Origin of the sequence: Metabacillus mesotrionivorans (assembly GCF_052171315.1) — a bacterium.
GTDB lineage: Bacteria > Bacillota > Bacilli > Bacillales > Bacillaceae > Bacillus_P.
The window spans coordinates 332,646-345,884 of record NZ_JBQMFF010000002.1; the positions used below are offsets into that span (position 1 = coordinate 332,646).

The 13,239-nt window shown below is 43.8% G+C and carries 14 protein-coding genes and 1 other annotated feature (1 of these 15 cut by a window edge); of the genes, 1 reads left to right on the forward strand and 13 read right to left on the reverse strand.

Features of this window, described 5'->3' with window-relative positions; all coding sequences use genetic code 11:
* Positions 1-214 (reverse strand) — a binding site (T-box leader) (it extends 6 nt beyond the left edge of the window).
* Positions 215-287: 73 nt separating this feature from the next.
* From ACTSEZ_RS06510 to ACTSEZ_RS06545, 8 genes are all read right to left on the reverse strand, one after another.
* Positions 288-554, reverse strand: a complete 267-nt coding sequence (locus ACTSEZ_RS06510) for a hypothetical protein (RefSeq protein ID WP_029565796.1) — start codon at positions 552-554, stop codon at positions 288-290.
* A 205-nt stretch (positions 555-759) separates the two neighbouring features.
* Positions 760-1,422, reverse strand: coding sequence for a carboxylesterase family protein (locus ACTSEZ_RS06515; protein ID WP_029565797.1), 663 nt, complete (start codon positions 1,420-1,422; stop codon positions 760-762).
* A gap of 134 nt (positions 1,423-1,556) precedes the next feature.
* Positions 1,557-2,387 (reverse strand): membrane protein insertase YidC, encoded by an 831-nt coding sequence (gene yidC / locus ACTSEZ_RS06520; protein ID WP_029565798.1) that lies wholly within the window; start codon positions 2,385-2,387, stop codon positions 1,557-1,559.
* Positions 2,330-2,692, reverse strand: coding sequence for a hypothetical protein (locus tag ACTSEZ_RS06525; RefSeq protein WP_369733363.1), 363 nt, complete (start codon positions 2,690-2,692; stop codon positions 2,330-2,332). Before ACTSEZ_RS06525 ends, yidC begins: the two co-directional genes overlap by 58 nt.
* 132 nt (positions 2,693-2,824) lie before the next feature.
* Positions 2,825-3,283 carry a DinB family protein gene (locus tag ACTSEZ_RS06530; protein ID WP_369733364.1) on the reverse strand — a complete coding sequence of 153 codons (459 nt, stop codon included), beginning with the start codon at positions 3,281-3,283 and terminating at the stop codon, positions 2,825-2,827.
* Positions 3,284-3,305: 22 nt separating this feature from the next.
* Positions 3,306-4,592 (reverse strand): helix-turn-helix domain-containing protein, encoded by a 1,287-nt coding sequence (locus ACTSEZ_RS06535; protein ID WP_369733365.1) that lies wholly within the window; start codon positions 4,590-4,592, stop codon positions 3,306-3,308.
* A gap of 141 nt (positions 4,593-4,733) precedes the next feature.
* Entirely contained in the window at positions 4,734-5,507 is a 774-nt protein-coding gene (locus tag ACTSEZ_RS06540) for an SDR family NAD(P)-dependent oxidoreductase (protein WP_369733366.1), read from the reverse strand.
* A 156-nt stretch (positions 5,508-5,663) separates the two neighbouring features.
* Positions 5,664-6,230, reverse strand: a complete 567-nt coding sequence (locus ACTSEZ_RS06545) for a YtxH domain-containing protein (protein WP_369733367.1) — start codon at positions 6,228-6,230, stop codon at positions 5,664-5,666.
* Between the two features lie 171 nt (positions 6,231-6,401).
* Here ACTSEZ_RS06545 and pepF point away from each other — a divergent pair, with 171 nt between their 5' ends.
* Positions 6,402-8,219 (forward strand): oligoendopeptidase F, encoded by a 1,818-nt coding sequence (pepF, locus tag ACTSEZ_RS06550; protein ID WP_369733368.1) that lies wholly within the window; start codon positions 6,402-6,404, stop codon positions 8,217-8,219.
* A gap of 40 nt (positions 8,220-8,259) precedes the next feature.
* On the opposite strand, the gene recQ is transcribed toward pepF, so the two are convergent.
* From recQ to ACTSEZ_RS06575, 5 genes are all read right to left on the reverse strand, one after another.
* Positions 8,260-10,377 carry a DNA helicase RecQ gene (gene recQ / locus ACTSEZ_RS06555; protein ID WP_369733369.1) on the reverse strand — a complete coding sequence of 706 codons (2,118 nt, stop codon included), beginning with the start codon at positions 10,375-10,377 and terminating at the stop codon, positions 8,260-8,262.
* Between the two features lie 119 nt (positions 10,378-10,496).
* On the reverse strand, positions 10,497-10,694 hold the full coding sequence (locus ACTSEZ_RS06560; protein WP_029280848.1) for a cold-inducible protein YdjO-related protein: 198 nt from the start codon (positions 10,692-10,694) through the stop codon (positions 10,497-10,499).
* A 256-nt stretch (positions 10,695-10,950) separates the two neighbouring features.
* On the reverse strand, positions 10,951-11,160 hold the full coding sequence (locus ACTSEZ_RS06565) for a cold-inducible protein YdjO-related protein (protein WP_029280847.1): 210 nt from the start codon (positions 11,158-11,160) through the stop codon (positions 10,951-10,953).
* Between the two features lie 123 nt (positions 11,161-11,283).
* On the reverse strand, positions 11,284-12,393 hold the full coding sequence (locus tag ACTSEZ_RS06570) for an ATP-binding protein (protein ID WP_369733370.1): 1,110 nt from the start codon (positions 12,391-12,393) through the stop codon (positions 11,284-11,286).
* Entirely contained in the window at positions 12,368-13,060 is a 693-nt protein-coding gene (locus ACTSEZ_RS06575) for a cobalamin B12-binding domain-containing protein (RefSeq protein ID WP_029565807.1), read from the reverse strand. Before ACTSEZ_RS06575 ends, ACTSEZ_RS06570 begins: the two co-directional genes overlap by 26 nt.
* Positions 13,061-13,239 lie beyond the last annotated feature (179 nt).

The window sequence follows — 13,239 nt, forward strand, 5'->3', positions numbered from 1 at the left end:
GGCGACTGTTCATCGCGGTACCACCCTAGTTGAGAATACAATACTCTCCGGCTCTTAAGTCGATATCGGGACAACCCGTTCATTCCTTCCGTCAGGTCGAAATAAAAACTCAGGGACCGAAATTCATCCGCATTGTGTGTACTGACTTTCACCTTGCGTCAGCTCTCTAAAACAGGGACAATGTGATTACTGTGTTTCCCATCAACGTTACGCTCCATTAATTTATAGATAATTTAAACATCTCATGACTGCTGATGTCAACCTGTTTTTTTTAATGGAACCTCTCTTCACTCATCAAATAGATCAGGCTCATTAAATACAGTCAGCACTTTTGATGCACAATTCAGCTTGCAGTCGAGGTTCCAGACCGTTTTTTTAAAGCACATGACCTCCGGGCTCTCAAGGTAAAACTTTAAGAGGACATCAGCTTCGGCATCGATAATTGCATAATTTTCCCTGCTTTTGAACAGCTCGAAATCCTTGTGCATCACAAGCTTCCAGCCGTCGCTCAGCGGAAATTCCTTAAAATCCTTAGTGAACTTTTTCAAATTCATGAAGCCCTGCCTCCCCTGCACTGATGTGTTTTTAAAAATCATACTTGTTTCTTTTCATTATGCATGGTATATTACTAGAGCGATGAGCTGAATTGTGTAAGCCGGAGAACATGCGGATTCCCGCACACATGAATGTGGCATGTGGTTCTTCGCCTCAATACGCAAGGAGACGACTGGTTTACCAGCGTCTCCTTTTCTATTTTATTTAAGCCTTGCTCTTGCTCAGCATCCAGTTGTACAGTTCAGGATCATTGTATGCCTGGACCCATGAATCATGCTTGACTCCCGGATAAGATGTGAATGCTACATTGCCGCCTGCCTGCTGTAAGGCATTGACCATATCCAGGCTTTCCTTGATTGGAATGACATCATCGTCTTCTCCGTGAAAAATCCAGACAGGAATCTCTTTCAGCAAGCCTGCTTTTTCCGGACAGCCGCCTCCGCATACAGCAGCAAGGGCTGCGAATGTTTCCGGCATTCTTCCTGCGAGTTCAAAAGCTCCATATGCCCCCATGCTCATGCCAGTCAAATATATCCGGTTCTTATCGACTCTGTAGGTTTCCACAACCTCTTCCAGCAAAGCGGCAGCACCGTCGAGCTCCATGATCCAGTTCGACCTTCTTGCCGTGGATACCGGGCATTGAGGAGCGAGCAGGATGAAGGGAAAATCTTCTCGGTCTGCAACCTCCGGGAGCCCTATTTTTCTGACGTCTTCAGGATTTGTGCCCCGTTCGCCTGCCCCGTGAAGAAACAGAACAAGCGGCACTTCTCCGGTCCCTTCTTCATATCCTTCAGGAAGCTTCAGTAAATAAGAAAGCTTTGCCTCTATTTTTTTCGTGATGGTTTTTTCAAATACGCCGGACTTCATCTGCTATAACCCCTTTTTTCATCGTCTTCTACATACATTCTTCTTTTCATGGCCAAATCCTTTTTTGAAAAGATGAAAAAAGACCGGAGATCAAAGTCTCCGGTCTTTATCATAAAGGAATAGTCGATTTAGGTTTAAACGGGTGCTTCTGCTTTACTGTTTCTGGTGCTGTCCGCATGAAACAATTTTTTTGTCAGGAGAGTCTGCAGAATGACAAACATCCCTCCGATGGTCCAGTACAGCGGAAGAGCTGCCGGTGCTGTCAGCGAGAACATGCCGATCATGACAGGCGACAGATAGCTGAACATGGCCATTTGTTTTTTCTGCGCTTCTTCAAGCCCGACGAGCGATACTCTTGCCTGAAGAAAATAGATGCCCGCTGCCAAAAGTGTCAGGACAAGATTCGGACTGCCGAGGTTGAACCATAAAAAGGAATGCTGGGCGATTTCAGGCGTTCTCTGAATGGCATAATAAAATCCTGTCAAAAACGGAAGCTGAATGAGAAGCGGCAGGCATCCGCCAAGTGCAGCAAGCGGATTGATCTGGTGTTTCTGATACACTTTCATCGTCTCCTGCTGCAGTTTTGTTTTCGTCTCGGCATCTTTTGCTTTTTTCATTTTTTCCTGAATGGCAGACAGCTCAGGCTGCGCCTTTGCCATTTTCCCCTTCATTTGCATTTGGTCTCTAGACTGTTTGAGTGCAAATGGAAGAAGGACAAACCGAATCATTAAGGTTACGAGAATGATTGAAAAACCATAGCTGCCCTGAAACCAATCGGCAAAGGTTTTCAGCAGGACTGAAAACGGATAGACAAAGTAGTGATTAAAAAACCCCGGGGTACCGCTCGTTATTTCCTGTATGCCTCCGGCGCCTGCCTGCTGGCAGCCGCTCAGAAGAATGAGCAGGCCTAATCCAAGCAGTGCAAGGAATACGTTCCGAGAGATGAATGCAGATTTCTTTTCCATGTAAATCCTCCTTGAGTTTCATTGGTTATGAAAGATTCAAGAAGGAAACCTGACGGAGTATCATCTCCTGCATCATACCGCCTCATCTGCCTGATGATCCAGACAATGACCGCATTTGTTTCATTTTGCCTCCGCTGTGAAATCAGTCTGTCTTTATGCTCATGTCTTTGTGCCATTTTCATAGACGGGTGTTTTTTAAAGGACTGATCCAGCAGATAGCCGCAGGCAAAGATCGCAGCTACTGTAAAGAAAAGGCTGATCAGGGTCAAATAAGGTGTCAGTTCGTGTGAAAACTCCATCATCATGTGCTGCATTCACCTCCTTTTATTACTCTAAGTATAAACCTCAAAAACAGAAAAAGAAAGCGGATGTCTATCCATTGCAGGCAGCAGGCAATAAAAGAGCCCGCCGGCTGGAAATTGGCCGGCAGGCTCTAGTTATCCTTTCTTTACATACAGCGGAAGTTCAGTATGCCCGAGGAGACGGGCATACACAAACAAGTTGCCTTTGTGGTTTACCTCGTGCTCAATTCCCATCTTTACAAGAGATGCACCAGTAGTCTTGAATCCAAAAACATTTGTCAGATCAATCTCGCGTGAAAGATCATCATCAGTAAGGGATTCCAGGAGCTGAACGGTTTTCTCCGTGTAAAGCTTAAGGGCCTTAAGCGGGTCTGGTTCCCTGACATCCTCTTTTTCCATAAGCGGTTCAGGGCTTCCCGCTTTGGCAACAGCCGTAAATTTGTACATGGAAGTTGCCATATGAACAGCCAGTTTTGCAGTTGACATAGACGATTCGGAAGGCTTGAAGTCCGGGTCATCGTTTCTCATAATGGAAAGCAGTTCAAGTGTAACAGCTCTGTGTGACATAAAATGACTGATTAATTTCGTGTTCATCGTTATCCTCCGCAGGTTAAGGTTATTTAGCAAATCCCATAAACTGCTTCAGCATCGAAAGGCCATACTTGCGGTCTGCACGTTCCTCTTTTTCTTTTTGCTGCTGTACGAACGCAAGAAATTTTTGTTCTCTTTGTTCAATGTACTGCTTGGCAAGCTCCCGTTCATACTTGACCTCATCCTGGAACATTTCCCGTTCGCTGCTGGCAGATTCATGGATTATGTCCAGTTTATCATGAAGAGATGCATAATGTCCTTCCGCAGCATGCAACTGCGCTTCCTTCATTTCGCTGAGTTTTTCCTTCAGGGCCGAAAACTGGCTTTTTGACATGGTCAGCTGCGTTTTTGCATGTTCGTTTACTTTATTCTGAAGGCCGGAGAATTGGCCTAACTGCACTTTCGTCTGTTCATCCATTTTTGAATGAAGCGAAGCATATTGTTCTTTTGCTGCCTGGAGCTGTGTTTTCGCCTGTTCATTAAGCTTAGTGTTCAACGCAGCAAACTGGCCTTTTACGGCATTGAACTGAGCTTCCTTCTGCTCGTCAAGCTTTGTCTGCAGCGCAGCAAACTGGCCTTTTGATGTCTGCTGCTGGGATTTAGCCTGATCATTCAGTTTGCTTTGGAGGGCTGTGAAGTGAGTTTTGGCCGTTTTCATTTGTGCTTTCGACTGTTCATTCAGCTTATGGTGGATCGCCGTGAACTGGTTTTTAGCGGCATTCAACTGCAGATCCGTCTGTTCTTCGAGCTTTTGCTGCAGCTCTTCCATCTGCTCTTTGGCAGCACTCAGCTGAGCTTTGGACTGTTCATTCAATCTGTGATGAAGGGCAGCAAACTGGCCTTTTGACGTTTGAAACTGTGTTTTTGTCTGCTCGCCAAACTCCTGCTTGACCGTTTTCTTGAGCTGTTCAATTAATGAAAGCTCCAACTGGTCCATTTTCAGTTCAAGTATGTTGATGTCCTGTTTTCCTTTTTCTTCAATCAAACTGAAAATCTCTTCAAGCGCCACTTTAATATTTTTCTTTGCAGAAAGTTCTGCATCCGGATCCATAACGGCAGCTGAGGCTGCAGCGGCTTCGCCTTTTCCGTTCATAGCAAGCATTTGGACGATTGTCTCATGATCGAGCTGGCTATCCTTCATATGTTTAATTTTTCTCAGCATTTCAATATTTTCAGGCGAGTACACCCGGGCATTTTTATGATCCCGTTCGATTTCAAGAATGGCTGTAAACTCTTCTTCCCACATTTTCAAAATGTAGGAGGATTCCCCCAGCATGGAAGCTACCTTTGAAATACTTACCTTTTTAGACATATAAAACCCCGCCTTTTCTCATTTTTTTGTTGCTTACGTTTTCGAGGCGGGGATAAGGAAAATCCTGCAAGTCGACAAAGGTTCCAAAATAAAGTCAACATCTCATGAATTGAGTTGAATTTCGGCATTTTCCGCAAATGATTAGAAACCGTGAATCGTCATGCCGCCATCGACGAACAGCGTCTGGCCGGTTATGTAGCTTGCTGCTTCGGAGCCGAGGAACACGGCAGGTCCCACAAGTTCAGGCAGCTGACCGATCCGCTTCAGCGGTGTTACTGCAAGAATATCAGCTACATACGCTTTATCCTGCAGAATTTTTTCAGTCAGGGGCGTTTCGAAATACCATGGCCCGATAGAGTTCACCTGGATGTTATCCTGCCCCCATTCAAATGCAAGCACCTTAGTCATCTGAATCATGGCTGCTTTTGTCTGTGCATACACAACACCTGTTCTGAGGGCTGTCTTGCCTGCGACGGATGATATATTGATAATTCTTCCGCCTTTCCCGTTTTTCTTCATCCATTCTGCTGCCTTTTGCGACATAAAAAAAGCTGATTTCATATTTGTATTTACAATCGTTTCCCACTCAGACTCTGTCACATCAAGCGCTTTTGAACGGATATTCATACCGGCGTTGTTTATGAGAATATCAACATTCAGCTGCTGTGATTCAATCTCAGCAAATACATTCTTGATACTCTCCGTGCTCGTCACATCTGCAGGAAGCGGATAGGCTTTTCGGCCTTTTGCCCTGATTTCTTCTGCAACAGCCTGCAGCTCATCTTCTGTTCTGGAGAGGAGAATCACATCAGCCCCCGCCTCGGCATACCCAAGTGCAAGTGCGCGGCCAATTCCCCTTCCTGCACCGGTAATCAGTGCTGTTTTATTTTTCAGATCAAATGATGGCAGATACATGTTTGATGCCTTCTTTCTCTTTTTTCTTATATTTTATCATAGAAGTTTGAGTTTTCAGGAAATGATGCTGAGGGAGTTTACCTTCTGCCGCAACAAACTTTACGGAATGCATTTACATAAAAAAGAACTGCCTGAAATCAGGCAGCTCATGTCTATTTAAAATTTCCCTGCATTTGTGCCGGGGATTGACGTTTGGTTTTGCGGTGTTTTCGGAGCTTTTTCTGTATCAGACTCATTCCCGCCTGTCAGTTCAGCACCTGCTTCTTTTACCTTGGAGCCGATGGATGCAAGATCCTGCTGGGCATCCTTGGCAGTTGCCAGCGTTTCGTTCGAAGCTTGAATGACGTCGCTGACATTGCCCCGAACGTCTTCGTTTAAGCGGTCATACAGGCGTTTCGCCTCGTTAATCGCATCTTTAAGTGAATCTGCTGCGGATTTAAACTGCGTCACAACCTGATTTTTAACTTCGCCTGGATTTTCTTTCACTTGTGTGAAAACCTCTGAAGAGGAATCTTTAATGCCGGCAGCTGACTTTTTCACTTGATTCCGTGTATTTTTATCAAACAATGTGACCAATCCGCCGATTACTGCTCCAGCGAGAATACCCGCAGCAAGCTTGCTGCCTTTCGACTTTGTTTTCACTTCCGGTGCTGCTGTGACAGCCGGTTTAACTGCTGTGTTTGTTGGTTGAAGCGTGTTTTCGTTTGTGCTTTGAATCGTCATCATGATTCCTCCCTGTAGATTAATGTCATATTGCGTACATACCCTTAATGATTTCTTTATGAAACATCCTTTTTCCTTCTGTTTATTCAGAATAATCTGTTCATTTTTAAAAATAATCAGTATACTTATTTAGTAGCACGAAATATGTTGATGGAAATTGGAGGAACCCATATGGAAAAAGTGATCGAAAAAAGATTATCCAGAACAGAAGTGCCGGAAGCACTGACTTGGAATCTGGAAGATTTATATGATTCTCAGGCTGACTGGGAAAAGGAACTCGCCGCAATCAAACATGATGCAGCTGAACTTGCAGCATATAAGGGCACTCTGGGAAATTCAGCCGCCTCCCTTCTTGCCTGCCTTGAAGCAGAGGAACATCTGTCAAAAAAACTTGTCAGAGCGGGAACCTACATCAGCCTCCTTCAATCGGCAGATGGAACCTGCCCTGACAACCAGGCAAACTCCTCGCTGTTTGCAGCCTTGCTGTCAGGAGTACAGGGAAAAACATCCTTCATTGAGTCAGAACTTCTCAGCCTTCCGGAAGAAACAATTGGAGCTTTTATGAAAGAAGAAAACAGGCTCCAGCCATTTTCAAGAAAACTGCAGGAATTAGGCGAATTAAGACCCCATCGTCTTTCAGAAGAAACAGAAAGAGTTCTTGCTTCACTCGGAGAGATACACGGGGCACCGTACAAAATCTATCAGAATGCCAAGCTTGCAGATATGACATTTGAATCTGTCGAAGATGCGGACGGCAATCTGCTTTCGAATTCATTCGCTCTTTATGAAGACAGATATGAATTTTCATCAAATACATACGTGAGGAGAAAGGCATACGACTCGTTTGTTTCTACTCTTAAAAACTACAAAAATACAGTCGCATCCGCCTATGCGGCAGAAGTAAAAAAACAGGTAGCTTTATCACGTCTCAGAAACTATCCGTCTGTCACCGACATGCTTCTTAAACCTCAGCATGTCACAAATGAGATGTACCACAATCAGCTTGATATCATTCAGACAGAACTCGCACCTCATATGAGGAGATTCGCTGCGCTTAAAAAGCGCGTTCTGAAGCTTGATGAACTGCGCTTTTGCGACTTAAAGGCACCACTTGACACTGAATTCAGCCCAAAAACAACGTATCAGGAAGCAAGCGACTTGATTCTTGAAGCACTTGAAGTGATGGGGCCTGAGTACACTCAGATTATGAAAAAAGCGCTGTCTGAGAGATGGGTCGATCTTGCTGATAACGTCGGGAAATCAACCGGTGCGTTCTGTTCAAGTCCATATGGTGTTCACCCTTATATTTTAATGACGTGGCAGGATACGATGAGAGGCGCTTTTGTGCTTGCCCATGAGCTTGGCCATGCAGGTCATTTCTACCTGGCCAATAAGCATCAGCGGATCATGAATACACGTCCTTCCACGTATTTCGTCGAGGCGCCGTCAACCCTTAATGAAATGCTGCTTGGAAGACACCTGCTGAAAAAGACTCAGGATAAGCGGATGAGAAGATGGGTGATCCTGCAGCTTCTCGGGACTTATTATCATAATTTTGTGACTCACCTTCTGGAAGGCGAATTTCAGCGCCGGGTTTATGACGCTGCTGAAAAAGGGCAGCCAATTACAGCGAACATGCTTTCAAACCATAAAAGAGATGTCCTTTCCTCCTTCTGGGGAGATTCTGTCACACTTGATGAAGGGGCATCGCTTACATGGATGAGGCAGCCGCATTATTACATGGGCTTATATCCGTATACGTATTCGGCAGGATTGACAGCCTCAACACTTGTCTCTCAATTCATTGAGGATGAAGGAAAGCCTGCTGTCGACAGATGGTTGAACGTCCTGAAATCCGGCGGAAGCAAAAAACCGGTTGAGCTCCTTAAAGAAGCAGGCGTCGACATGACCAGCCCTGATTCAATCAGACAGGCAGTCGCTTATGCAGGTTCCCTGATTGAAGAACTTGAAGAAAGTTTTCTCTCTTAAATAGGTCAAAAAAAAGCTGACTGGTGTCAGCTTTTTTTGATTATTGAACTTCTTTCAGGCTCTCTCTTTTTACGATGACAGCTTTAATCATAAAATAGGTCACATCGTTTGGAAGGCTCTCTTTGATAGGTTTCAGAACCGCTGTTCCGTGTTCGTCAATCGCCGCTTCTATCTCGCCTGCATATTCATCCGGCACCCAGCTGTCCGTGTCGATGTTCAGGCCTTCCTTTGCGCAGCGCAGCAGATGATTTTCAACTGTTAATGGCGACAAATCCCTTTTTCCGGCTATTTCTTTAACAGATAAGCCTTCCTGATAAAGCTTCAATGTATCAAGATGCGAAGATTCTTTCCGCTCTTTTTTTATTCGCACGGGCTCGTCTTTTTCTGGAAAATCCTTCAAAAAGGATGAAATCGCATCTGCAAAAATGCGGCCGTATTTTTGTTGTTTCACTTCTCCTACTCCCTGGACAGAGAGGAATGCTTCTGGCGTTTCCGGTTTCTGAAGACTCATATCCTTCAGCGTTTTATCTGAAAAGATGACAAACGGAGGAACATTTTCTTCTTCGGCCAGCTGTTTCCTTACAGCCTTGAGCACAAGGAAAAGCTCGTCATCAGGAGCCTTTTGAACAATCCGATTTTGCTCTTTTCTAGTAACGGTTTCCAGGCCTTTTAAAACCTGCAGCCCCTTCTCTTCGATGATAAGCACCGGAAATTGTCCGCCTGTTATCGAAATATACTGTTCAGAGGTCAGAAAATCAATAAATTCACTGACTTCTTTTGCTGTTTTATGTTTCAGGATCCCGTAGGTGGACAGTTCATGAAAGTTAAAATCCCTGATTTTTTTGCTGGATGAACCAGTCAGCACCTGGCTGATCATCGTTTTCCCGAATTTCTGCCCCATCCGGATCATACAAGATAAAACCATTTGGGCTTCTTTTGATACATCCTCGCTTGTCCGCTCATCTTTGCAGTTGCTGCACTTTCCGCATGGCTCAGCTGCTTCGTCCCCGAAATAGATCAATATGTAGGATTGAAGACAGCCTTCCGTATAGCAAAAATCACGCATTTGATGCAGTTTAACGAGCTCTGAATGCTGTCTTTCCTTATGAAAGGATGACTGATCGATCAAATAGCGCTGAACCTGAACATCTTGTGCAGAGAATAAAAGGATGCATTCACTTTCAAGCCCGTCACGGCCTGCCCTTCCCGCTTCCTGGTAGTAGCTTTCCATATTTTTCGGCATTTGAAAGTGGATGACATAGCGCACATTTGATTTATTGATGCCCATACCGAATGCATTTGTTGCAATCATGACCTGAACGTCGTCATTTAGAAATAGATCCTGGGCACTGCTCCTATCTGCATCGCTCATTCCTCCATGATATTTCCCCGCCCTGATACCCTTCTTTAAGAGACGTTCATACAGCTGATCTGCAACCTTTCGAGTGGCCGTATAAATAATGCCTGTATCTTCACTGCGGCCGGCAATGTACTTCTCTAAAAAGGGAAGCCTGTCCCCGTCTCTGCTTACGCGAAACGAGAGGTTTTCTCTTTCAAATCCAGTTACAGTAGTATGCTCACTCAATATGCCGAGAGTGCTGCAGATGTCTTCCCTTACCTGAGGTGTGGCGGTGGCAGTCAGCGCAAGAAAAACAGGATTTGAAGGAAGGGATGTTTTCAAATCCGTTATTTTTAAATAGCTTGGGCGGAAATCATGGCCCCACTGAGAAATACAATGAGCTTCGTCTACAGCGACAAGCGAAACGTCCATCGACGCGAGCTGCTCCATAAAAACCGGCGATTCGAGCCTTTCAGGAGCAATATAAAGAATGGTATAAAGCCCATTCTTTAAGTCTGCAAGCCTTGATGATGTTTCCGAATGGGATAGGGTGCTGTTCAGGAAGGTCGCTTTAATGCCTGCTTGTTCAAGTGAATCAACTTGATCTTTCATTAAGGAGATAAGCGGAGAAATGACGAGGGTAATTCCCGGCAGGATCAGAGCCGGAATCTGGTAGCAGATCGACTTTCCGCCTCCAGTGGGCATAATGCCTGCTGCATGCCTTCCATTAAGGACATTTGTAATGATTTCTTCCTGTCCCGGCCTGAATGCGGAATAGCCGAAATAATGCTTCAAGTGTTCTTTTGCCTGATCTAGCACCTTTAACTCACTCCAGTTTACGTTTTTTCTTATTATTTTACATGGGATCATTCTTTCTGGCTATGAAATTGGCGAAAATCAACTTTTGCAGAAATAAAAAAAACTCCGTTATGGAGTTCTTAATATTTTTTATGGTTATTAATGACTTCAAGTTCTTTCGTGCTTGATTTCATTTCGCTCTTGCAAAGCGGGCAGACCGGAATCTCGCTTTCGCTGCTTTTGAAGTTGTCTCTGACCCATCCTTTACAGCTGTCTGATGTGCAGATCCACACCTTCGTTTCTTCGGTAATAATTTCTTCAGGCTTTTTCCTGTACATTCATGACTCTCCTCTCTGATCTTATCAATGTTTACAGAAAATCATAAACGTGATGACAAAAAAAAATTCACTGCTTATAAAAAGTACCCTTGACGTGATGACTCTTTATACCCAGTGAATAGCGTCTTTTCATTATAACAAATTTTTGCAGTTTTCGTCAACAGACCATCTTTCTGCAGCTCTGCTTTCGTGCAAGATAAACTGCATGCCTGACCTTAATTAAAAGTAATAGGCTGCCGTTATAGGCAGCCTGCACTTATTTACTGAAAGGATTATAATCCATTTTAATTTGAGGAAGTTCACGCACTTCTTCTGCCATCGTGCTTCCGCACATCGGACATGACAGATCTTCCGTTGAAAAATCTTTTCTCATCCAGCCGTTGCAGGACTCGGATTCGCAAGCGTATACAGTTGTATCTTCGATGATCGTAACGGGCTCTTCAGCACCCTTTTTAGCAAAGTACATGCGCATAACTCCTTTTTTTAACTAGTATACGCTTAAAATAGAATTTTATTTCTTTTTTTGACTGATCATGCACTTTGTTTTGTTGTGCGAAAAAACCGGATTGCTGCGCAATCCGGTTTTTTCTTATTTAACAGGCAGGGTAATGCTGAAAGCAGATCCATACCCTTCCTCGCTGATGACCTCAATACTCCCGTTATTGGCTTTGACGATTTCCATGCAGACAGAGAGTCCGATGCCGGTTCCTTGTTCTTTTGTAGTAAAGAAAGGTTTAAAAAGAGAATTCAGGGTATCCTGGTTCATTCCGATTCCGTTATCTTTCACCTGAATCACGATTTTGCCGCTGTCAAGCCTCGTCGTAATGGATATGTTACCGCTTTTTTTCTGCTTGCTGATCTGAATAGCTTCCATTGCATTTCGCATCATGTTCAGGAGTACTTGCTTCATCTGTTTAATATCAACATGCAGATAGACTTCCTCATCTATGATGCTGCACGTTAATTCACAATTTGCCAGTATCGCTTCGCTTTTGCAGATCAGGACAATATCATTGAGAAGTTTGCTTAATAGCACAGGCTGTTTCGATTCTATCGGCGCTTTTGAATTATTAAGAAATTCATAGATAATCTCATTTGCGCGGTTCAGTTCTTCCAGGGCAACGTCCGCATAGTGTCCTTTTCCAATCTCAATTAAATGAGGCTTAAGGAGCTGCAGAAAACCTTTCACGCTCGTGAGCGGATTTCGGATTTCATGGGCGATGCTTGCAGCTATCTGGCCTACCGTTGCCAGACTGTCCTGCTTGATGGCTATTTCCTTCATTTGCTGAAGGGACTTTTCGAGCTGTTCCTGTTTTTCAAGAAGATTCAGGTTCGCATACAGCAAATCACCTTCAAGCGTTTTGACTGCCTGATAAATCTGATCTACACTTTCCTCTTTGTCTATGCAGAAAATATGAATGAAATTTTTCCCTTCATATTGAATATAGACATCAAAAAGTGTCATCGGATTTGACTTTGTTTTTAAATTCAGCTCTATTTTCGTAATCGACGGCGTGTCGAGAATAAATTTAGCCGCTTTTTTCTTGCTTCCGATCCCTACAACATCAAGAAAGTTTAATTCTTCATCGAAAATCGTAAACGTGCATCTTGATACTGAAACAATATTCAGCTTTCTGTCCACCAGAAAGTAAGGAAATGGGATTTTGTCATATTTACTTGCGATTAATTGCATTTCCATGGCGTTCAGTCCTTGAATTAGTATTTTGAAGCCAGCTTTTCAGCTGAACTATGTTTTGAATCACCACGGTGTTTGGAGGGCAGTAATAATCGACATCAAAATCACTTGTCTGTTTTCCTCCAAGCATGACAGTTGGAGAAAAAGTCAGATTCTGCAATTGCGAGACGTATTCAATAACCGCTGGAATATTTGAAACAAGACTAGTTGTGAAAGCAATCACATCAGGCTTCCAGCGTTCGGCATACTGGCAAATGTAATCAATGGTCACATTGGATTCGATGCAGCATGCTTCCCAGCCAAATTCTCTAAACAAGAATGAAGTCATAATGCTTCCGACCGCATGATCTTCATTTCTCATAGAAAGCAGCATAACACGCGGCTTAACTGCTGCAGGCAGTGATAAATTGGAGTGTGTATGTATTTTTTCGACTTTTTGGTAGTAATAGGTTGCAATCATCGATTTGCAGACAGCCGCTGCAACATATTCATCTGCTACTGTTGCGCGATTCATCTCCCAGAGTTCCAGTACATTGTCCATAGTATCTGATAAAAAGCCATACACCTCAGTGCTTGTCGTATCCGTTTCAAGCAGACTGTTCAATAAGCTCCACGAAAGGCCAAGTTCCCCATCAATAAACAATTGACTCATTTCTTCTACGGGATTCATTAAAAATCACCTACCAATCGTTTGTATGTTTTTATCAGCCTAAGGACAGCGGAAAAGAGATTGCGCAATATGAGATTGTTAGGTTAAGCGTAACACATAACGCGTTAAGTAGATACAACAATTCCTTCGTAAAGCTAATTTTTCTGAAATCTTAACAATCTTTACGCAAAATCAGTCCG